The 21,831-nt window shown below is 36.6% G+C and carries 18 protein-coding genes; 4 read left to right on the top strand and 14 right to left on the bottom strand.

The features are described from left to right. Positions 1-39: 39 nt before the first annotated feature. The 3 genes from meaB to M3627_RS03745 are packed head-to-tail and all read right to left on the bottom strand — an operon-like array spanning position 40 to position 4,908. Positions 40-1,131 carry a methylmalonyl Co-A mutase-associated GTPase MeaB gene (meaB, locus tag M3627_RS03755; RefSeq protein WP_169358195.1) on the bottom strand — a complete coding sequence of 364 codons (1,092 nt, stop codon included), beginning with the start codon at positions 1,129-1,131 and terminating at the stop codon, positions 40-42. Next, positions 1,131-3,290: a methylmalonyl-CoA mutase gene (scpA, locus tag M3627_RS03750; RefSeq protein ID WP_251552984.1), complete on the bottom strand. Its 2,160-nt coding sequence runs from the start codon at positions 3,288-3,290 to the stop codon at positions 1,131-1,133. The genes meaB and scpA overlap by 1 nt, the downstream gene beginning before the upstream one ends. Continuing rightward, the gene (locus M3627_RS03745) at positions 3,277-4,908 is read right to left on the bottom strand and encodes a methylmalonyl-CoA mutase family protein (RefSeq protein ID WP_251552983.1); all 1,632 of its coding nucleotides are present in this window, start codon (positions 4,906-4,908) and stop codon (positions 3,277-3,279) included. The genes scpA and M3627_RS03745 overlap by 14 nt, the downstream gene beginning before the upstream one ends. Positions 4,909-5,616: 708 nt before the next feature. Between M3627_RS03745 and M3627_RS03740 the strand changes: the two genes are divergently transcribed. Then, positions 5,617-6,243 (top strand): ZIP family metal transporter, encoded by a 627-nt coding sequence (locus tag M3627_RS03740; RefSeq protein WP_251552982.1) that lies wholly within the window; start codon positions 5,617-5,619, stop codon positions 6,241-6,243. A 338-nt stretch (positions 6,244-6,581) separates the two neighbouring features. Further along, entirely contained in the window at positions 6,582-7,307 is a 726-nt protein-coding gene (locus tag M3627_RS03735) for a hypothetical protein (protein WP_251552981.1), read from the top strand. 183 nt (positions 7,308-7,490) lie between these two features. Here M3627_RS03735 and M3627_RS03730 read toward each other — a convergent pair whose 3' ends face one another. The 7 genes from M3627_RS03730 to M3627_RS03700 all read right to left on the bottom strand — a co-directional run bounded on the left by M3627_RS03730 (position 7,491) and on the right by M3627_RS03700 (position 14,451). Then, positions 7,491-7,913 (bottom strand): hypothetical protein, encoded by a 423-nt coding sequence (locus M3627_RS03730; RefSeq protein WP_169358190.1) that lies wholly within the window; start codon positions 7,911-7,913, stop codon positions 7,491-7,493. A gap of 118 nt (positions 7,914-8,031) precedes the next feature. Beyond that, positions 8,032-8,445: a hypothetical protein gene (locus M3627_RS03725; RefSeq protein ID WP_169358189.1), complete on the bottom strand. Its 414-nt coding sequence runs from the start codon at positions 8,443-8,445 to the stop codon at positions 8,032-8,034. A 373-nt stretch (positions 8,446-8,818) separates the two neighbouring features. After that, complete coding sequence (locus tag M3627_RS03720; RefSeq protein ID WP_251552980.1) at positions 8,819-9,646, bottom strand: carbohydrate ABC transporter permease; 828 nt, start codon at positions 9,644-9,646, stop codon at positions 8,819-8,821. A gap of 12 nt (positions 9,647-9,658) precedes the next feature. Further along, on the bottom strand, positions 9,659-10,600 hold the full coding sequence (locus tag M3627_RS03715) for a carbohydrate ABC transporter permease (RefSeq protein WP_251552979.1): 942 nt from the start codon (positions 10,598-10,600) through the stop codon (positions 9,659-9,661). Between the two features lie 22 nt (positions 10,601-10,622). After that, positions 10,623-11,936, bottom strand: a complete 1,314-nt coding sequence (locus M3627_RS03710) for an ABC transporter substrate-binding protein (protein ID WP_169358186.1) — start codon at positions 11,934-11,936, stop codon at positions 10,623-10,625. Positions 11,937-11,992: 56 nt separating this feature from the next. Continuing rightward, complete coding sequence (locus M3627_RS03705; protein WP_251552978.1) at positions 11,993-12,970, bottom strand: serine hydrolase domain-containing protein; 978 nt, start codon at positions 12,968-12,970, stop codon at positions 11,993-11,995. 251 nt (positions 12,971-13,221) lie between these two features. Next, positions 13,222-14,451 carry an MDR family MFS transporter gene (locus M3627_RS03700; RefSeq protein WP_251552977.1) on the bottom strand — a complete coding sequence of 410 codons (1,230 nt, stop codon included), beginning with the start codon at positions 14,449-14,451 and terminating at the stop codon, positions 13,222-13,224. A gap of 97 nt (positions 14,452-14,548) precedes the next feature. Between M3627_RS03700 and M3627_RS03695 the strand changes: the two genes are divergently transcribed. Next, positions 14,549-16,183, top strand: a complete 1,635-nt coding sequence (locus M3627_RS03695) for an ABC transporter substrate-binding protein (protein WP_251552976.1) — start codon at positions 14,549-14,551, stop codon at positions 16,181-16,183. A 302-nt stretch (positions 16,184-16,485) separates the two neighbouring features. Here M3627_RS03695 and M3627_RS03690 read toward each other — a convergent pair whose 3' ends face one another. Then, entirely contained in the window at positions 16,486-18,483 is a 1,998-nt protein-coding gene (locus M3627_RS03690) for an ABC1 kinase family protein (RefSeq protein ID WP_251552975.1), read from the bottom strand. Between the two features lie 437 nt (positions 18,484-18,920). Here M3627_RS03690 and M3627_RS03685 point away from each other — a divergent pair, with 437 nt between their 5' ends. After that, entirely contained in the window at positions 18,921-19,778 is an 858-nt protein-coding gene (locus M3627_RS03685) for a manganese catalase family protein (protein WP_251552974.1), read from the top strand. 93 nt (positions 19,779-19,871) lie between these two features. On the opposite strand, the gene M3627_RS03680 is transcribed toward M3627_RS03685, so the two are convergent. Genes M3627_RS03680 through M3627_RS03670 form a run of 3 tightly spaced genes read right to left on the bottom strand, consistent with a single transcriptional unit; the run spans position 19,872 to position 21,615 of the window. Beyond that, on the bottom strand, positions 19,872-20,426 hold the full coding sequence (locus tag M3627_RS03680; protein WP_251552973.1) for a protein kinase: 555 nt from the start codon (positions 20,424-20,426) through the stop codon (positions 19,872-19,874). Between the two features lie 20 nt (positions 20,427-20,446). Continuing rightward, on the bottom strand, positions 20,447-21,250 hold the full coding sequence (locus M3627_RS03675; protein WP_251552972.1) for an aminoglycoside adenylyltransferase domain-containing protein: 804 nt from the start codon (positions 21,248-21,250) through the stop codon (positions 20,447-20,449). Next, positions 21,247-21,615: a cupin domain-containing protein gene (locus M3627_RS03670; protein ID WP_251552971.1), complete on the bottom strand. Its 369-nt coding sequence runs from the start codon at positions 21,613-21,615 to the stop codon at positions 21,247-21,249. Before M3627_RS03670 ends, M3627_RS03675 begins: the two co-directional genes overlap by 4 nt. Positions 21,616-21,831 lie beyond the last annotated feature (216 nt).

The following is a 21,831-nucleotide window of genomic DNA, read 5'->3' as shown; positions in this document are numbered from 1 at the left end:
GACAGCTCTCCTTTTTCAATTCAAACTAAGTTTATCAGATTATTTATATGAATTCGAGGAAAATAACTCCTGAATAGCATCAGAAACAGTGATTTTTTCTTCTCTTACTTGTTGTTCTAACTGTTTCATCGTCTGCTTTCTTTCAATTGAGGCAAAAAAGTCATCATACAATCGATCTACAATCATTGATTTAAACCAATCAATCGTTTGTTCTTTTCTTCTCTTTTGCCAAAAATGCTGGTAATTCATTTTTTCCTCGAAGCTCTTAATTGTCGCCCACACCTTATCTAGACCTCGGTCATGTAAGGAGGAAACCGCAAGCGCTGGGGTTGTCCAATTGGGAGCAGAGGGAGCCAGAAAATGTAATATTTGTTTATATTCAGCTACCGTTTTTTTGGCTAAGGCTTCATTAGCGCCATCTGCCTTGTTGACGACGATTGCGTCTGCTAGCTCCATAATACCTTTTTTCATTCCTTGTAATTCATCACCTGCACCCGTCAAGGCAAGAAGTAAGAAAAAGTCTACCATTCCCCTAACGATAGTCTCACTTTGACCGACTCCTACTGTTTCTACTAATATGACGTCATATCCAGCAGCCTCACATAGCAGCATGGTCTCCCTAGACTTTTTATGCACGCCTCCCAGTGTACCTGCAGAAGGTGACGGACGTATAAAAGCGTTTGGATGCTTTGCCAGCTCTTCCATCCTAGTCTTATCCCCTAATATGCTTCCGCCGGTTAGGGATGAACTTGGATCAATTGCCAGTACGGCTACTTTATGACCGGAATTACATAGCATTTTTCCAAAGGCCTCAATGAACGTACTTTTTCCTACTCCAGGCACCCCAGTTATGCCTATGCGAATACTATTACCAGTGTGAGGTAACAATCGTTTCAGAAGCTGTTGACCTATCGTTTGTTGCTCAGAGGTAGTGCTTTCAATAAAAGTAATCGCTTTGGCCAAATGAAGTCGAGAGCCCTGTTTAATCTCATCACTATACGCTTTAGTATCTATAGAAAGAGTAGTCTTCTTTGAAAACTTTTTAACCGAAGACCTACCCATACCGTCGTGCTGAGATGTTACACCGCTCTTGACATGTAAAGAAGAGGTTACCTTTTCCTCATCTGCCATTATCCTTCCACTTCCTCGTAGCCAAGTCGCTTATAAATTTCCTCGATAACTTTTTGAGCTGCGACCGGAATAACAGTACCAGGACCAAATATAGCAGAAGCTCCATTTTCGCGTAAGAAAGCATAATCCTGTGCTGGAATAACACCACCAACAACGATTAAAATATCCTCACGACCAAGTTTCGCAAGTTCTTCTTTCAATGCTGGTACAAGGGTCATGTGTCCCGCTGCAAGCGAGCTAACTCCAATTACATGGACATCATTTTCAACTGCCTGCTGAGCTGTTTCTGCAGGAGTTTGGAATAGTGGACTAATATCAACGTCAAAGCCTAAGTCAGCAAATGCAGTAGCAATTACTTTTGCGCCACGGTCATGTCCATCCTGGCCCATTTTTGCGATTAAAATTCGAGGTCGTCTACCCTCGTTTTCTTTAAAATCCTCTGCCATTTGCTTCACAGAATCAATTTCTTCTGCGTCACTAAAATTAGCACTATATACTCCACTCACTGAGCGAATCACCGCCTTATGTCTACCTGCCACAACCTCTATCGCATCTGATATTTCCCCAATAGTCGCTCTTTGGCGAGCGGCATTTACTGCTGCAGCTAGAAGATTTTCATTACCCGTTTTAGCAGCCTCAGTTAATGCTGATAAGGCTACTTGAACAGCTTTTTCATCTCTATTAGCCTTAACACGTTCCAAGCGTTCCATTTGTTTTTGACGAACAACTGTATTATCAATATTTAAGATGTCGATGGCATCCTCTTGCTCAAGACGGTATTTGTTCACCCCAATGATAATCTCTTTTGAAGAATCTATTTGGGCTTGTTTTTTAGCAGCGGCTTCCTCGATTTTCATCTTTGGTAACCCTGTTTCAATCGCTTTCGCCATTCCGCCTAATTCTTCAATTTCTTCTATTAAAGTCCAAGCCTTCTCCATCAATTCATTTGTTAACGTTTCTACATAATAAGAACCGCCCCATGGATCAATTACCTTTGTCATGTTTGTTTCTTCCTGTAAGAAAAGCTGTGTATTCCTTGCAATTCTAGCGGAAAAGTCTGTTGGAAGTGCAATCGCTTCATCTAAAGCGTTTGTATGCAGGGATTGAGTGTGTCCCATTGCTGCTGCATTTGCCTCTACAAGAGTACGAGTCACGTTGTTAAAAGGATCTTGCTCTGTTAAGCTCCACCCAGAAGTTTGCGAGTGAGTTCGTAGAGCTAGAGACTTAGGGTTTTTAGGGTCAAAGCTCTTCATCATCTGAGCCCAAATTCTTCGTGCCGCTCTCATTTTTGCTACTTCCATGAAATAGTTCATACCAATTGCCCAGAAGAACGACAGTCGAGGAGCAAATGAGTCTATTTCAATCCCTGCGTTTATGCCTGTACGTACGTATTCTAATCCATCAGCAAGTGTATAGGCCAACTCGATGTCAGCTGTTGCTCCTGCCTCCTGCATATGGTAGCCGGAAATAGAAATGGAATTAAACTTTGGCATGTGCTGCGCTGTATATGCAAAAATGTCAGCAATTATTTTCATAGACATTTCCGGTGTATAAATATACGTGTTACGTACCATATATTCTTTTAAAATATCATTTTGGATCGTTCCTGCAAGCTGTTCCGGTGTAACACCTTGCTCTTCTGCTGTAACAATGTAAAATGCCATAATAGGTAATACTGCGCCGTTCATGGTCATGGAAACAGACATTTGATCTAACGGTATACCATCAAAAAGGATTTTCATGTCCTCCACCGAGTCAATTGCAACACCTGCTTTGCCGACGTCGCCTGTTACTCGCTCATGATCAGAATCATATCCTCTATGTGTTGCCAAATCGAAAGCTACAGACAGACCTTTTTGACCCATTGCTAGATTTCTTCTATAAAATGCATTACTTTCTTCCGCTGTAGAAAACCCTGCATATTGTCGAACGGTCCAAGGCTTCGACACATACATTGTTGGATAAGGTCCACGTGTATTGGGAGCTATACCTGGCAAATCATTTATATGGTTTACATTCTTTAGATCTTCCGTCATGTATTGTGACTTTAATTCGATTCCCTCATTAGACATAAAGGAACCATGTTTACTGTCTACTTTATTTCCAGCCTTTTTTAATACTTCTTCTATAGAAACAGCTTCATAATTAGGCGTTGTCATGTGAACCCTCCTTCTGAGCTAGTGCCAGTAATTCTTTTCCTTTTATAAGAAGAGACTGTCCTGCATAAATAGAACCAGAGAGCCCTGCTTCTAACCAATCCTCATACTCCTCGAACTTCCCTGCTACATCTAATGGCACGGAAAGCTTTTCATTCAATAGAGCAGGTACTAGTCCAGCTGTTTGGTCATCACTACCTACAAAAACAGCATATTGAATATCGTCATTCATAATCCACTGCTGTAAATCAAATGGCTTTAAATTGGCTTCTGCAAGGACGGGAGTAATTCCGATCGCATTCAAAAAGCCATTAATATAGTCCATTCTAGGCTTATACTCCTTTAGAACACCATAAGGAAGTATGGCAGCCTTAAGTGGAGTCTGTTTAAAAGCTTTTCGTAGGTCTTCAAAAGGTTCTGCTAAACGTTTATAGTCCGTAAGTTTAACCGGATTTTCTATTACATCATCGGGGTTAGCATAATTATTCGTACCGATTAGAGATTTTTTTCGAGATGACACTGCCTTTAACTGTAGCTCCCATTTCTCTTGAGCTCGTTGAAGTAGCATACTTTCTCTCGATTCTGGGGAGCTATCTTTCATAAGCTCAATAAAATATGTCCAAGCCTTCTCAACAAGCTGTTTAGTCAATGACTCAATATAAAAAGAGCCTCCAGCTGCATCGATTACACGTTGAATATGTGTTTCTTCCTTTAATACAAGTTGCATATTGCGAGCAATACGGTTAGAAGTTGCAGTTGTGCCAGTTAAATAATTATATGGATATGCACTTACAAAATCTGCACCACCCAATACGCAAGACAATGTACTGTTACCAGCACGCAATAAGTTTACTGTTTCATCAAGTGCTGAGAAAGACCGGAGAGAGGTTTCTGCATAAACCGGTATAGCCTTCACATTTTCTTTACCAAATGCTTCTCCAAACGCCTTCCAAAGTATTCTAAAAGCTCTCAGCTTTGCAATTTCCATAAAGAAATTAGTGTCTACTGAAAATTGTACAAAAGCTTTTTCTTCTACTTTCTCGATACCATGAAGATGCACAAATGTATCCGCTTGCACTAATACGCTCGCTAATTCGCTAATTGCATCCCCACCAGCCTTATGTAACTTGGAGCCATCTAAATGTAATGTACGAGCTCCTTTAAACTCTTCTTCTGCTCCGATTATAGAACCATTTAAATGATCAAAGTGTTTTAAGAAACTTGGATCATTTTTTACATCAAGTAACACCTCATAATGTGGGAAAAGCTCCTTCAACTCCTGAAGCTGTGAATCATTCCACTTGTGCTCAATCTCTACTTTATAATTAATGACATTATTTCCTTTGGAAAGGCTTTCGTTCAGATCAGATAGGATTTCCTCTGATGTTAATCCTACTGATTGCTGTGCAACCTTCCAGCTTGCTGATTCTTTACTTTCTCTTACAGTTTTAGTTTGTTCGTCGGGGATATTTTCCAAATCCGCTAATGTGTAAAGCGGTTTCAATATAATTTCTTCTAATGTCTTGGTTTCTAAAGATTCTAACGATTTACCCTTTAATGATTTTACTGCAGCCTGCTCCCATTCCGTAAAGCTTGCTTCATTAAATTTGGTTTGCTTCATGTCGTTTATAGTCATATGAACGCTTTCGCTTCCCCCTTATATAATTATTGTTATATATCTATTCTACATGAGTGATTCAAGGTAATAAAGTGATTTAATGACTTATCAGTATATTAAGGATAATTTCCTAAACAGTCCGATTCTCTTCTGTGTATCAGCGATTGAACATATAATTTGAAAATAAAACAATAATTGAATCCATTTTTCTCTATTCTTATAATTATTGGCTATGTTAAAGGCTAGGGTTGATTTATGATGTGTTCTAAATCGGCAAGTAGAATTGATTTTTCGCACCAGCCGGACGCTTTCCTCGGGGTGAGCGATAAGCCATCACCCATCGCTTTCGCGCGAGGTTGTGATGTCTTATCTGTCTCACTCATCCCGTAGGAGTCGCCGTCTGGTGCTCCAATCAATAAATGGAGAACGGCTTTAATTTATATAGTTCTATTTATAAATCACTCGTATAAACAAAGCCGTAAAAATGATTCAACACACTTCAAAAATTATTTATGAATAGTCATTTAAATTGTACAGTCGGAATAAAAGAAATGTTTAGTTAAAATCAACCAATAACTTTAACATAGCTTTATTATTTAAAAACAAGACTGTTTAATAAATTATATCTGTTTATGTAAAAAGGTATATCACATTTTTAATTATGAATTTAACTCAAATTAATGTAAAACTTTAAATCGAAAGAGGTCAAAAATGACAGTACTCTTTTTAGGCTTTATTTTATTTCTTAGCCTTTCGATAGGATGTATAGCTGCTTATATGGTTTATGGGATACTTCACCAAAAATATGAAAAAATATTCGGGTTGTTATGTGGATTATTATTAATTGGTTTACTGGTATTTGAAATTGTTCCAGAAGCTCTCGAGTCCTTTGAAAAGCTTGGGTTATTTTTAGGATTCTTTTGTGGTTATTGCTTGTATAGCTTAATAATTCCACATCGACACGTTGCAAAAGATGAAACGAGTACCATAAGCCCTATGATTATTGGACTATTTTTACATACGATTCCCTTAAGTCTGACCATTGGCACGTTACTTCATAATGATTCGTTCCCTTTATCCGTCACTGCTTCTACAGTCCTGCATCATATCCCAGAAGGATTTGCTCTTACAACACTTTTTCTGCTTTATAAAAAGAAAATCATAGGCTTAATGATTTGTTTTCTTTCTCTCTCTATTTGTTTTATTTCTTTCATTTGGATTGGGGAACACCTGATTGTCTCAACTAGAATCCAAGGGATTTTTATGGGGGTTTCTATTTACCTTATTAGTACAATCAGCTTAAAAGAATTTATTGTTCCTCTTTTTAAAGGTAAATGAAAATCGTATTAAATTTAAGGTTTATTAAAGTTATTATGACTTTGGCTAACAATTCTTTTTTTATAGTGATTGTAAACATAAACAAAGGAACTTTCAAATCGCTATAAAGAACATAAATAGATGATGAAATTGGGGTTGGTGACAGTTTTTCAGCTTTGTTTATGCGAGTAAATTGATAGCGCTTTAAAGCGTCCGGCTGGAGGCGGAAATCAATTCTACTCTCTGACCTAAGATTTATTTGCGTCATAAATCAACCCTACCCTTTAACATAGCCTAAATTTAAAATATATGTGACTTTTGTTAAGTAACCATCGTCTAATAGTAAAGGAGTTGTTGTTATGACGAAATTCTCAGTGTTAACCATCGTAACTGGACTTGTATTAGTAGGGTGTAATCCAGTTAAAACAACTGATAATAACGAAAAAGATATACATGAAGTCTCAGATAGTACAAGCACACTTAGTGAATTTTCCTCTGTAATTACACCCGGCTCAGAACAGAATGTAGATGGCCCTCCTCATTATGAAGTAAAAAACAAAGGAGAGCTATCTATTCAGGATGCAAAAAATGCTTATGAAATGTGTGCAAGAGCGCTAACCGACTATTATAAGGCGGTATGGAATGGCACGAATATTGAATTGAATGCTTTTATGAATAATGAAAATCTTGTACATTATACACAAAAGAAGATACAATCCCAATTTGACTTGTATTTCACGATTAAGCTTGCAGATGACCTTGTACAAAGTGTGGGTATTGCCACTCGTGATGTAGATTGGGAAGTGGAGTATACGAACAATGAGGATGGAGGTTTTCTCTATTTACACTTACCTGCAGAAATCAATTATAATCAAGGTAGCTTTGGTGAAGCCACTGAATTTCTAGTGCGTAATGAAAATGATCAGCTGGTCATTGTTGATTGGTATACAGGTGGGAAGGATACTTATGATTTTATGGTTCGAGGAGAAAACGAAACGATTGACAACCCAACTATTTGGAATAATAGTCAATGGGTGAAGGAGATAAATAGTAATCAGCTTAATTTCTCAGGCTCAACTCGATAATTACATACAGCTAACTTGTAATACACAATTAAATTTAATGCTGGCTGCTACTAATTTAATTTATGAACAGCTGTAAAAAAGAAAATAAGAGTTTACAGTTCAATTAGCTACTCATCTAAACTGTTCCTGTAGAAGGTAATAAGAAGGACTAGTACTGCTTCTGTGGCAACTTCCGATATTTATTTAGTGTGGGTCTTGCTCTTCGGGAATGGTACTAAATACTAAGCTTTTATCATTTCTGACTGTCACATAATTTTCAAGCTGATGGACCCATCCGTCTTCTCCTTTTACACCTCTTCCAGCTAATATAAAGCTATCTGGATTTATGCTCTTAACGGAGAATTCTAATCTATATACGTCTTCCGAAGCTTCATTTGTATAGCTTAACTCTAGATCGTCTAAAGTAAATTCGGTTACCATGTCATCATTTTTCAAATTCTCCGTTGCTGTATCCGTAATTCGTTCTCTTAGCTCATCTTCTGCTGAACCTCCCCTTAAAAAGAAAAACCAAAAAGGAACAGCCATAACTAAAAGAAAACAAAGAATCAAAAAAGATAATTTAAGCATTAAAATTTTTTGATATGGTGTAGTTGAGATTAGCTTCACGGCTAGCTCCCCCTTTCATAAAAGTAAACGTAATTTACATAAATAACATCGATAATCCTGGTGAGGCAATAACTCTAGTAGTCTGAATCTTAAACCCCAGAATCCCACTTTTCCTATTTTAATGACCCTCCATAGGTGTAGTACTGAATACTAGTGTCTCGTTATCCTTGACCGTTACATAATTCACTTTTTCATTGATCCAACCACTTTCGCCCTTAACCCCTCCTCCTGTCAGTATAAAATTTGTTGGATCTGTAGGTTTAATGGAGAAAGTTATTATATATACCTCTTCTGACTCTTTGTTTTTATGACTTAGCTTAATCTTGTCAATTGTGAACTCCGAAATAGTGGGATCTTCCTTCAGCAGAGAACTTGCAGCAATATGGATACTTTCAGTTAAATCTCCCGAGACATTAGTGCTGTTGCTACTTTTAAGTAACCAAACGATGCTAAGAACAATTGCAAAAATAAGTAGTATTAAAAATATATTTTTCCCATTCTTAGAGGAAGGTGATTTAGAAATTAGTTTCACCTTTAACACTTCCTTATCTACAAAAATCGTATACTTATCTTTATATATACGATTAACTTCTAGAAAACATTCGCCACCTCCCTCACTGTTAATACAAAGGAAAAATTATTAGAATTTCGGCATGTCGATTGCGGTATGACTAATTTTTCTACGTATAGAAAAGTATTAGTCTACATATGAAGACGCGATCTTTACTATAATCACCAAAAAACCCCGAGAGATGTGACTCACGAGGAAATTCAGTAATATGATGAAACTCTTTAGGAAACGTTTCCTATTGTTAGATTCACTATTATGAAAGAGAATCCCTTTTACCAAAAGCCATGCCATCTTACTTCTACATTCCTTGCCTGCCTTTTTAAATCTACGTCCCTCATTTTACAGCTCCTGCCGTTAGCCCTTCCATAAACTGCTTCGATGCAAGGAGAAAAAGAACCATCATAGGCAATGAAGCTAATGTTAGCCCTGCAAACAAAGACCCCCAGTCGGCTGAATGCTCCCCAAAAAGAGAAAGCATACCAACAGGAATCGTCATTTTTGCCTTTTCAGTTATAAATATGAGCGGGAAGAAAAAGTCATTCCAAGCAGCTATAAAGTTTATTATGACAACTGTTCCTATAGCAGGTCGCATAAGTGGAAGAAGCACATGCCAAAGGGTACGAAGATTCCCAGCCCCATCCATCCTTGCCGCCTCCTCAAGTTCCATCGGTAACGTCTTGAAAAAGCCTGTTAAAATAAGCATTGTAATAGGGGCACCAGTAGCTATATTCATAAGTATTAAAGACCATAAAGAATTGATGAGGCCTAGATCACGCATCAAGATAAATAACGGAACTATCCCAAGCTTTATCGGAATCATCATACCTAGCAAAAACACAAAGAAAATGGCACTATTCCAGCTAAAGTTAAATCGAGCAATATAAAATGCAGCCAAAGAACAAAATAACACGACTAGAACTACAGAAGTAACGCTCACCATGACACTATTATAAAAATATTGGTCAAATGGAATCTTATTTAATAACGTTCTGTACGTATCTAGACTAAAGCTTGTAGGTAATCCTAAGGGATCCTTGAATATCTCCGAACTAGATTTAAAAGAAGACATAAACATTAAAAAAATTGGATATAAGCTGACGGTAGCAACTCCGAACATGACAATATAATAAAATGGCCTGGTCCAAATAGTATTTTTCTCCATACTTTTCACCTCTTACATTTGTACTTCTTTTTTATTCATAAGCTTTAGGAAGATCATTGTACATATTAATATGAAGAAAAATAAAACAGTCGCAAGTGCGGAGCCAAGTCCAATTGCCGTTGAGCTAGAAGCAGTGGAGCTACCAAAGGCAAGTCGATAAAAAAATACTGCCATTGTATCTGTTGAGTAATATGGTTCTCCCATCGAGCCTTGCATAGCATAAACGAGCTCAAATGCTTCGAACGATTGAATAAAGGTCAAAACCGTCATAATCAATATAGATGGAATCATTAATGGGATGTATATCTTTCGTAACATGGAAACTCCCTTTGCTCCATCCAGTCTTGCAGCTTCGATGAGTTCACCTGGAATGCTTTGGAAACCAGCTAAAAATATTAGTACACCAAACCCCAAGCCGAACCAACAGTTCACAAGGATAATGGAAATTAGAGCTGTTTCTGGCTCACCCAACCATGCTCTTTGTAGATCTTCTAAACCAAGCTTTCCTAAAATAAGATTGAGTGTACCAAAGTTAGGATTTAAGATTAGCTTCCACAAGAAACCAACTACAATAACTGATAATAACCGCGGTAAGAAAAAAGCTACTTTGAAAAATTCAGCACCTTTTACTTTTTTATAGACTATAAAAGCTAAAAGAAAAGCAAGGCCATTCATGACAACCATTTGTATGCAAAAGTAAAGGACATTATGGGAAAAAGCATTCCTAAACATGGACCCATAAGGCTCTGTAGTAAAGAGAGTGACAAAATTATCCAAACCAACAAAGGCATCTCTTGTGAATCCTTTAAAGGAGAAGAAGCTATATGATAATGCTGCTAGTATAGGATAGAGTACAAACATCCCATAAATGATTAATATAGGGACGGGGAAAAGGTGGATCGTCCACCCCTTCCCCTTCTTTGAACGCTTTACTGGAGCTGTTTCTTCTGACATATTTCACAGCCTCCTTACTTATTTATTGAAAGGGGGAAAACCACGATTCAGCACTTTTTTGCACCTTATCGGCTACTTCCTCTGGTGTAACCTCGCCAAGATACATTCCTTGTAATTCTGTTTCTAGGACAGTTTTTGTAGTAGGATCTCCACCTGTAAAATTTATAACCCAATAATACGGGGTTGAACTTGTTTCCACCGCTTTACTTAGCTCACTAAGAAGCTCATCTTCTGAACTGATCCCAGGAATTGCACTAATCATATTAAATTCTTTCACAAAAAGCTCTCCAAATTCCTTTGTTGTTAAAAACTGAAGAAACACCTTAGCTGCTTCTTTGTTTTTAGAATTTGCATTTATCGCAAATGAACCGTCAACCCACGAAGTTACTGTTTGATTTCCTTGCTTAGACGGCATTGCGAAATACCCATAATCTAAGTCTCCGTTTAAATCGTTAACTACGGGAATTTCCCAGCTCCCAAGTGGGAACATCGCTGCCTGCTCCATAGCAAACATCGTGCGAATATCATCCATTCCTAGCCCCTCAGAGTTTTTCGGGAAGTATTTCTTTAAATCATTCATTACTTGAATGGACTCTTTAAATGCCGAATCAGTAAAATCCGTTTCCCCTTTGATCAGCTTTTCTGCAAAGGTATTTCCATCAACAACCCCTGCTCCAACTATTCCATGGGTTAACGACAATAGCCAACCTTCTTTAGTTCCCATTGCAATAGGCGTAACTCCGGCTTCTAATAGCTTCTCATTCACTTCTATAAACTCATCCCACGTTGTAGGGATTTCAATTCCATGGTCTGCGAATATCTTTTTATTGTAGAAGAATTGAGTGGAGCTAATATTCAGGGGAACCCCGTATTGCTCTCCGTCAGCTCCTCGAGATGCAGCTAGAAATTCATCGGAATACTGGCCTAACCCTTCTAAATCACTAATCGGCTCTACAAATCCAGCATCCACTAGCTTTAATCCTGCACCATAAGGTCTTAAATGAAAAATGTCAGGGCCCTCTCCTGCTTGTAGTGCAGTATTTAATACTGTATTGTATTCTGTATTTTTAGTCGGGTTAAATTCTACCTGTATTTCCGGGTGTGTTTCGTTAAAAAGTGCGATTACTTTTTCATATTTCGAAACATCCTCTGTTCTCCAGCTTCCAATGGTTAAGTTTACTGTTTCCTTATCTCCTGATGTGGCAACTTTGTCTCCATCTCCCTGTGAGCCAGTTGTGGACGAACTATTTTCCTTATCATCTGAACAAGCACCTATAATGAAGGTAACCAACATAATCAAAAAAATTGTAAGACCATTTTTAATCCAACTTTTCATAATTAGTACTCTCCTTTTTTATAAACGTCTCGTAAACGCTTTCATGGATCTCCAGTCTAAACTCTTTTTTTTGGAACATCCCTCCCGTAATGTATTGCATTGGTTAACAGCACCACAAATAGTTTTTCTTTTGGATCTATCCATATAGATGTTCCAGTAAATCCTGTATGTCCAAATGAGCCAATGGACCAGTCTGTACTGATTGTAACTTCAGTATCTTTACCATTCCATACTTCAAAGCCTAGACCCCTGTGTTCAAAAAATTTTTGATGACAGTCTTGTAACCAGGCAGGATTAAATACAGTTTGATCAGATGGATGTAACCAGTAATGCACGTATTGAACAAGGTCATCCAAACACGAGAATAATCCTGCACTTCCTGATACCCCATTTAACATATATGCTTTTTCATCGTGTACTACTCCTTGGACATAGCTCCCATTCATATATTCAGTTGATGCTATAAGACTTCTAACCTCTTCTTTAGGATTAAATGTCGTATTTTTCATCCCCATTGGTATGAGAACTTCCCTCTCTACAAATTGATCGAAAGTCTCTCCCGACACTTCCTCAATAATTTTCCCTAACAAAATCATTCCTAAATCGCTATAAACTACAGTTTTTCCTGGCTCAAAAATTGGATTGACACTAAGTATCTCCTCTAAAACATCTCGATTCTCTCCTCTTTTTACTGGTGGGGATAAATCTGCAGGTAGACCACTATTATGATAAAGAAGGTGTTCAATATTAATATTTGGATATTGGAATTGTGGAATATACTTTTGAACAGAATCCTTTAGAGATACCTGTTTTTTATCTAGCAGAACGAGAGTGGCTGGTAATGTTGCAACTACTTTGGTTAATGATGCGATATCAAAAACAGTTTCCAAAGTGATTTCCTTTACTTCACCAGTATTTGTAACAAATGAGCCAAAGCTGTCCCTATATAGCACTACATTGCCTTGCTGAACATGAATGACGCCTCCAGGTATTTTCTTAGCTACCAAGTATTCATTTATAATATTCCTAAGCATAATTCCCTCCTCCATTAAATTTAATTTTCTGATAATTATTAATTACAGTATATAAAATATCATTCTAAGAAACAATCGAATTTTTAAAATACTATTTTAAGTTGCTTGCATTGCAGAACGCGTCAGCCAGATATAGAAATGAGCAGCTTTCAAATTTAAAAAAGCGAGCAACTGGACCAGTTAACGTCCGCTTACTCGCTTTAAATACTTTTAAGGACTCATAAACAAATTTCAAACGGGAGAAAAATAGATTAAACAACTACCGTTAGCTTCCTCATGAATAAACCAGTGTATAATAAACCGATCCCAATCATAAGGATAATTCCAATATATACAGACATCATGGTCGGTACTAAAAATGCCCCGATAATAATCGTGGAGCGAGCGATTAAGTCTGCTCCGCTAAATGAGAAATTAGAAAATGCGGAGTAAGATCCCCTTTTGTCTGCGGGTATCATATTTGCTTGCTCGGCATTTCTTACAGGGGAATATATCAACTCACCAACCGTAGCAATTAAATTAAAGAATATAAGTATATACCATGTATTGGCAGATGTTATCGTTATGTATCCAATGCTATATAATGCTAACCCCACTAGCAATACACGCTTATTGCTGAAACGGTCCGTTATTTTGTTGATAAAAAAAGTCAAACAAACGACTAAAAGCATGTTTTCTATATTAAGTAAACTTAGCATTCTAACTCCGGCAAGCTCGAAATCTCCTATTTGGACCGATTGAAAAGTTTCCGCTAGCCTTACACCTATATAGCTGTTTAAAGAAAACTCGGCAGCAAAAATGAACATGGACCCAACGACTACCTGGACGAAAGGTTTATCTTGAAAGGCAATTTTATAATTATGTATGAGATCAATAAAAACGTTTTTGTGCTGCTTTTCTAAAAGCTTATTATGTCCATCCACCAACCAAATTTTATATGCGATTGGAAGGCATAAAGAGGTAAAAGAGAGTAACATAAACAATTCAATCTGATGGTTTAAATATAGTAATCCCCCTAATGCAGCCCCTATAGCCATTGACAAATTAGTTAGCCAGTAATCCAGCGCATATACTTCTTTTCGATTATCAGGAGAAGTAGAATCGATGATGATTGCATGCATAGCAGGCCTCCCTAAACTGCTTGTAATAATATATAGCGTATAAGCGATTGCAAACATCCAAATGATATTAGATTTAGGTAGCAAGCTAAGGGTCATGCAAACGAACATACACCCACTTAAGAGAGATGTAATTACTAATAACCCCTTTCTTGGTAAGCGGTCAGAAATATATCCTCCAATTAGACTGATAAAAAAACTTACACATACTGTACCTATTAAAAATAAACCAGCCCAGACCTTACTCATCTCTTGAGCAAAGAACAATGCCATAAAAGGCATAACAGCAGATGAAACTGCCCTATTAAAAAAAGATGTAATCAATCGGACCTTAATATTTTGTGGGTAGTTTTTCCATTTCATGTTGTACTCCTCCTCTGTATTTAGTATATTAAACTAGACTTTTTAATATAAAAATGGACAAATAGGCAAAAGTTGTCCACTTATAGAGGTGTATGACATGGATCGCTCATTATTAACCCTTTGGAACACTGTTCCCTCTGGCAATATAAAGCAGGAAGAAATTGCAACTATAATAGGCTTCAGTACTAAGCAAACAAAGCGATATTTACAAAGATGGTCTTCAGAAGGATGGATAAAATTTATTTCTGGTAAAGGTAGAGGGAATTCCTCCCAGTTAACGTGGTTAAAAAATGTAGAGGCTTGTTTCGAGGACCAAGTCATGCAGATTTTAGAAAATGAAAGTGCAGAAATAAGTAGCAAATACTTAATGTTTGACTGGTCGACAGAATGTCGCCAAAGACTAATGAAAAAATTCCAAAACAAACTTGGCTTTGAGCAACAAATAAACGATAAGCTTATTGTTCCAAGGAAAAATCCTTTTCTCACACTTCATCCACTGCAAGCAGCAGACTCCCATAGTGCTAATATTGTTGCTACAGTCTACAATCGTCTAGTTTCTGTTGATGAAAACGGAGTAGTATCTCCTGAGCTTTGTCATAGCTGGGATATGACAGACTCGAAGCTTCGTCTTTACCTAAAAAAAGATATTGCTTTTCATGACGGATCCATTCTCACTGCAGAAGATGTAGTATATTGCCTTCGGAAACTAAAAGATGATCCGCAATTTCGTTTGCTCTGCGAGCCAATTAAACAAATAGAAGCAATTACTCCCCTGATAGTTGATATTACATATCCTGCAGGTTGTAGCTACTGCTTGCAGCTTCTAGGAAGCATGAATGCCAGTATTTATAAGGAGCATTTAGACTTTGTTTATGGGACAGGCTGCTATTATGTGGAGGAAAATGGTCCATCCATTACTACATTAGTCGCATTTAAAGACTTTTACGGTGAAAGACCTCTTTTAGATACAATAGAGTTTGTTCAAGTTCCAGAGGATTTCGAAAATGTATATCGCACGTCCTCCAATCAGCAAACCTATTTTCCCATCGAAAGTGACTCAGGCTTTGGGGTAGTTTTGATTAGTCCTCAATTAGATATAGACCAAAGACACTATCTTCATTACATTATTTCAAAATACCGGCATGAGATACATACGGCGGATGATAGACTTTTACCTAATGAAGAAGGATGCTTAATTGGAATAAGTACACCGTATGAATTACATAACATACCTCGACCGAAGTTCAAGAAACCTATTGTACTAAAACTAGTAAAATACACTAACAAATCTTCACACTGGTTAAAAGAAATACTTACTCAGAATGGCATTCCCGTTGATGTTATCACAGTCTCCTTCATAGACAATCTATTAAATAGGGAATTAAACCCTAACACTGACTTATATATACATGGAGAAATCTTTGAGATGAATCAAAACTATTCATTTTTTCATTTTCTTATGAATGGCTATTCTCCATTAGTCACTGTATTAAAGGGACAAAAGAAATACCAAAACAAATTAAAGAAATACGCCATTACTCCATTTGAAGAATGGACAGCTCTTAATAAAGAAATAGATCGTATGCTAATAGAAGATTCGTTAGTTTGTCCTTTATACTATTCAAAACGGCATATCCCTTTTTCTGCAGACTTAATGAACATTAAGATCAAGCATTTTGGTTTTGTGGATTATTCTAAACTATGGGTAAAGCCTAATATTCCATTAGATTAAGGATTGATGGTTTTATACTTTATAAAAAAAACTGAAGACAACTTTTAGTTTGTCTTCAGTCCAGAGTGTAGACAAAAGGGTTGGAAATCGAGCGCAGCGAGGGAGTTTCAAGGAGGGAAAACTAAGGACGTCACATCGTGTGACAACGTTTTCCTGACCAACATCCTGTTGGCCTAAGCCGTGCCCGCGAAAAAGCGTCCGTTCGTAGCGGAAATCAAATCTTCCTCGCGTCACTTCTATTTTAAAAGAAAAAAGACTGTAGGCAAACTCCAAAATTTTTGGAGTTTGTCTTCAGTCAATAATTAACGTCTTTTCATTAAACGAATCGCTTGTATGGATAGTCGCACTAATAACACGGCACACAGAAATAATCCTACAAAGGCAGCAGCATTTAAATAGACTGCATAAACAGCATCAATGAATTGAGCAATAGCTAGTAGTGAGGAGGAGATAATTCCAAAAGTGATTCCAACTAGTAATAATATAAAACGGGAAAAAAGATTGGTTACGAATTCAGCATTATTTTTGTCGGAAAAGATATCATGGTGTAATATTATTTTTCCACTTTCCACTTTTTGAACTAGCTTATCGACTCGTCTTGGAATTTTTCGTAAAGCAGGAATCATTAAGGCGAATTCTTCCTCTAGTCGCTCTTTTGTAGCACCTGGATCTCTGAAAGGTTTCTTAAAGAGAGAACTCAAGTAATGTGAAGAATATTCCTTAGCTTCTGTAAAAATATCAAAATTTGGTTGAACTAAATGTAAAGTGCCCTCTAATGTAACGATAGAACGTAAAGCTATACCAACCGAAGGATAAAAAGATAGTCCAAAATCTCTAACAACTTTAAAGAAGGCTTGAATTAGTTCTTCTGTTGGTATTTGTTCCACATACGATATGCGAAGAAGGATTTGCGAAAGCGCCTGTTCCATTTTGACCCGATCAATATGCTCGTGATCTTCTACAAGTAAAGTAATCGCATCATAAAGCATGTCGGCATCATTATGTTGAATCCCCATTAAAAATATCTTCATACCTTCTTGTTGGGGCTCTGCCAACCTACCAACAGCACCAAAATCTAGCAATATTGGCGTTCCATCTGCTTTATCGATGAATATATTCCCTGGGTGAGGGTCGGCATGGAATATCCCTGCTTTTAATATTTGATCAAAAAAGGAATATAAAACTGTGCGAGCAAATTGTTCTCGGTCGATATTCAGTGATTGAAACAAAGAATCCCCATTTCCGACACTTTGACCATATGCATGTTCAAAAACGATGATACAGTCATTACTAAGCTCAGCATAAACATGAGGAATCTTAACTTCGTATTTACTCTCCTCTAGCGCTTTTTTAATTTGTAAAACATTTCTTTTTTCAATTTCGAAATTTACTTCTTCCTTCAAATTTTGTGCAAATCCTAAGGCTAGTTCACAAAGGCCTAGTCGCGCAGCCCAAGATGATTTATCTGTTAGCCATCGAACAAACTCTAGCAATATATTTAAATCATCCCTAATCATACTTTTAACATCAGGTCTCAAAAGCTTAACAACAACCTGTTGGTTATTATCTTTTAAGATTGCTTTATGTACTTGACCAATTGATGCAGAAGCTACTGGAATCATGTCAAAATACGAGAACATATCCTCCATTTTATATGGCAAAGACTTTTCAAGTATAGATTTTACCTCTGATTCCTTCAAAGGTTCTACGTTTTGCTGTAGCTTTTCTAACTCTTTGATAAATACTGGAGAAAATAAATCTCGACGAGTGGAAAGCACCTGACCAAATTTAATAAATATTCCACCAGCCTGCTCCAACGTATTCCGAAAAGCAATAGCCATTTCATGATCATTATTTCTGTACCTTGAGTATTTCATTGCTCTTGAAATACCATTTTTCACAGCAATTTGGATGACTTGTCGCATCCTTTTTTGCCCTCTCCATTGATTTCTTATCCTCAAAAGAAATGGCCTAGGTTTTATTCCACTTTCTTTTCGCTCTCCTGAATCCATTGGACTAAATAGCTCAAAGAACAAATATAACAGCATGGATATTAATAGCATGCTACCAATCCATATAATAGTGCTCACATCCATAAATGAATAAGCAAAGTTCTCTGAAAAAACATCAACGCTCTGTAAATATGCATACCAGTAAACAAATAGCGTAAATACTAAGCTTATAAATACAGAAAGCACTCTTTTCATAAAGTTTATTTGAGAACCCATTAATTTGCCACTCACATAATAAATAAATAAAGAAATTAAGATTATTTGTCCAATCAATTTTACATATATCAAAAAAGTCCCCCCTATTCTTTTCTTTCTATTTAGTTATACATTCCCCTTTTCTACTTATTATTAATCTTATTATTGATTAAATTTTTAATAGAGAATAATATTACAATTCAATTATTTATATGAATTAAATAAAAGAGAAATTTTTTTATCCTTTTTTTGAGTAAACCCTTAATTGCTTTTTTAAAAGATATTAGGTGATATGCTATCATATGGACTTATTCCTGCTCGTATCATGCCGGATAATACAATCAAAAAACCTCTCAATACATTTTCTATATATTTTCCACTAAAAATTTCGGTTGTTATATGCTGCATTAACTAAATATCGCATTTCTTAAATAGTATTTTTTTACTATTTTCGTAGAAGGAAGTTTCACTTAAATTAGCGTGGGTAATTTTTAGAATGTAATCAGTAAAACTTAAGGAGGTTTTTATCTATGTTTTTTAACAAAAAAGAATTAAGTTTCCATGCGGTACCGGATAAGCCAGATCCAGTATTAGCAAAACATTTACAAGAAATTATTGGCGGTCAATTTGGAGAGATGAGTGTTGCCATGCAATACCTATTCCAAGGATGGAATACTAGAGGAAATGAAAGATATAAAGATTTGCTAATGGATACAGGTACGGAAGAGCTGGGACATATTGAAATGATTGCTACAATGGTAGCTAGATTATTAGAAGGTGCACCAGTAACAGAGCAAGAAAAAGGCGCTGCAAATCCACTTATTGGTGCTATAATGGGTGGGATGAGCCCTAAGGATGTATTAGTAGAGGGTATGAATCCACAGCACGCAATTGTATCAGGATTAGGTGCAATGCCAGTTAACTCAGTAGGTGTCCCTTGGAATGCAGGCTATATCGTTGCAAGTGGTAACTTGTTAGCAGATATGCGTCATAATGTAATGGCCGAGTCTCAAGGACGCTTACAAGTTGCACGTCTCTACGGCATGACGGATGATAAGGGAGTTAAGGATATGCTATCCTTCCTGTTAGCTCGAGACACAATGCATCAAAATCAATGGTTAGCAGCTATTAAAGATTTAGAAGCAACTGAAGGCGGAGTTATTTGTCCAACTACTGTTCCACCGGAATGGGAAGCAACCGAATTCTCTCATACGCTATATAACCATTCAGAAGGTGAAGACAGTGCAGAATTACCATGGTTAAAAGGAAATGCTCCAGATGGACATCCTTTCTCGTACGACCAAGGGAAAGCATTTGGAGAAAAGCCAGTCTTAAGCCCTGCTCCACCTTCCTTACACAATACATTGCCAGCTGAAGACTTGAAATAATCATAAACGGACTATAAACAAACATGGTACATCCAAGCTTGTTTATAGTCCGTTTTTTTATTAATGCTTTTGATAGAAGGTTTATAAACTGGATTATTCTTTTCCACATTCAATACAGCGATGATCTGAATCCCCATCGCCATACATTCGCAGCTCCTTTTCCAAGCCACAGATTATACATTTATTTAAAAAAATTTGTGGTAATATACCTGACTCTGCCAAGGGCACCCATTCGTTTTCATACAGTTTTTTTGTCATCCCATAATCAATTAATATTAGATTGCCTTTATCATCTAATCCGTAATTTCCGCTATCCAAAAAATCAAAACCATCTAACTTTGAATCAATAAGATGAATTGCATCCTTCAGGTCATCTGTTAAACGACTATCATGGATAAGATTAATTTCATACGAATACCCATTTTCCAATGGTAAAGGTTTAAAATAAGGTTGTATCAGCATTTGTTGATCTAAATACGTAACCTTTGCTACGTGTTCTGCTAAGCCCTCTTTCTCCAAGAAATCATACATATATTGCTCGTTTAATCCTTGTTTATATCCTATTGGATGTAGAAATCTTTTAATCACTATATCATTATATTTATATACTTTGCGAGTAGAACCAATACCTATAAAATTATCCTCCACACATAGTTCTATATATATCTTTAACTTCCATCTATTCTACCTGTCCTTAAGGTTAGTAAATCGTTTACTTCTTCTTTTATATACTCTTTAAATGCTACTAAATTTTCCCTCTTAAACTGTAAATCAGACCTCTTCCCTGTATACATATCTATCGCAAGATTCACTAGCTGGCTTTGCTTTTCAGGTAAAAATGTTGATCCCCACTTACCAGCCTCCATTTTCGAGAAAATAGTACCATCCTTTAAATAACGGTATACCCTTAGCATATTTAATATGCAATAAACTGGTTTTTTCTCAATGTTGCTCAAACAGTCTCTATAGTCTTCCAAAATTGAATCGATATAATCAGTCATAGGAATATTCGGGAATACATGCTCTATTGATTCACCTCTAAGACATATTCCTTTGTAGTTAATGATAGTGATGTGGGCAGCCAAATCAGCATCTCTATACTCATCTATAAGCCATTGCTTTTTGTTTTTTTCGTATCTTTCTCTCCAGTACTCACTATAATGATAATCATAGGCTGGTGGATACTCCCATTTTTCTAGCTGGCTTCTATTCATAAAACTAATTTCTATTGGGAAAGGTTTGTTAGACGACTTTAAAAAAACCTCGGTTAATGTTAATTTTTCGTGTAATGATAAGGCTTTTTCTGTCACTACCAATAAATCTATGTCACTACTTAACGGATTGAACCCTCCTAAGGCTAGAGATCCGTGTAAATAAAAACCGACACTATTTTCTTTTATCACCGTTTGAATTTCGTCTATTACTTGTATGGTAAATTCTTTGACTTGATTTGTAGCGTCATCCCACTTCATCGATTAGATACCTCTTTCAATGGCATAAATTCCTCTGGTTTCAATTCCTTTGCCTCTATCACTATGGCAGTTAAAAAAGTATCTGTCATCGTTTCGTGTCCCTCTCCCTTTTCCCAGAAAACTGCATCTCCAGCTCTCACTTGTATCTTCGTTTGTTCTTTACCAGTTACCCATCCCTCTCCATTAACAATTAATAATAACTGGGGCATAACAACCTTATGAAATCCGATAACACCATTCTCCTCCAAGTGCATACAGCCTATTACGGCCTCACTCCCTATTTTAGTTACTTTAGACATGATGAAATTTGAATTGTAATGATGGATTTTCTGTCCAACCTGTTGATCAAAACGTAAAATTTTCATTTTGGCACTCCTCCATAACTACATTTATTCCATTCTAAAGACAAATTTTCCTTCTTATAGAACACAATAAAACCCTTTGAAGTTTCTATTGTAAACGCTAAAATAAAATGGACAGTTTCTGCTAAATAACATTGAACACTTTCGCTAATCTAATAGATTTTCAGTAAACTATATATATTCGTTTACTGGGGGTCAGACAAGTGGAGGAAAAATTAG

It is taken from the genome of Psychrobacillus sp. MER TA 171 (assembly GCF_023713305.1).
Lineage (GTDB): Bacteria > Bacillota > Bacilli > Bacillales_A > Planococcaceae > Psychrobacillus.
The sequence above is the reverse complement of the archived record's forward strand: the minus strand, read 5'-3'. Positions and strand labels throughout refer to the sequence as shown.

Bases quoted from the DNA above. Each gene is read 5' to 3' on its own strand.
- meaB (WP_169358195.1), bottom strand. From the start codon at position 1,131: ATGGCAGATGAGGAAAAGGTAACCTCTTCTTTACATGTCAAGAGCGGT.
- scpA (WP_251552984.1), bottom strand. From the start codon at position 3,290: ATGACAACGCCTAATTATGAAGCTGTTTCTATAGAAGAAGTATTAAAA.
- M3627_RS03745 (WP_251552983.1), bottom strand. From the start codon at position 4,908: ATGAAGCAAACCAAATTTAATGAAGCAAGCTTTACGGAATGGGAGCAG.
- M3627_RS03740 (WP_251552982.1), top strand. From the start codon at position 5,617: ATGACAGTACTCTTTTTAGGCTTTATTTTATTTCTTAGCCTTTCGATA.
- M3627_RS03735 (WP_251552981.1), top strand. From the start codon at position 6,582: ATGACGAAATTCTCAGTGTTAACCATCGTAACTGGACTTGTATTAGTA.
- M3627_RS03720 (WP_251552980.1), bottom strand. From the start codon at position 9,646: ATGGAGAAAAATACTATTTGGACCAGGCCATTTTATTATATTGTCATG.
- M3627_RS03715 (WP_251552979.1), bottom strand. From the start codon at position 10,600: ATGTCAGAAGAAACAGCTCCAGTAAAGCGTTCAAAGAAGGGGAAGGGG.
- M3627_RS03710 (WP_169358186.1), bottom strand. From the start codon at position 11,936: ATGAAAAGTTGGATTAAAAATGGTCTTACAATTTTTTTGATTATGTTG.
- M3627_RS03705 (WP_251552978.1), bottom strand. From the start codon at position 12,970: ATGCTTAGGAATATTATAAATGAATACTTGGTAGCTAAGAAAATACCT.
- M3627_RS03700 (WP_251552977.1), bottom strand. From the start codon at position 14,451: ATGAAATGGAAAAACTACCCACAAAATATTAAGGTCCGATTGATTACA.
- M3627_RS03695 (WP_251552976.1), top strand. From the start codon at position 14,549: ATGGATCGCTCATTATTAACCCTTTGGAACACTGTTCCCTCTGGCAAT.
- M3627_RS03685 (WP_251552974.1), top strand. From the start codon at position 18,921: ATGTTTTTTAACAAAAAAGAATTAAGTTTCCATGCGGTACCGGATAAG.
- M3627_RS03675 (WP_251552972.1), bottom strand. From the start codon at position 21,250: ATGAAGTGGGATGACGCTACAAATCAAGTCAAAGAATTTACCATACAA.
- M3627_RS03670 (WP_251552971.1), bottom strand. From the start codon at position 21,615: ATGAAAATTTTACGTTTTGATCAACAGGTTGGACAGAAAATCCATCAT.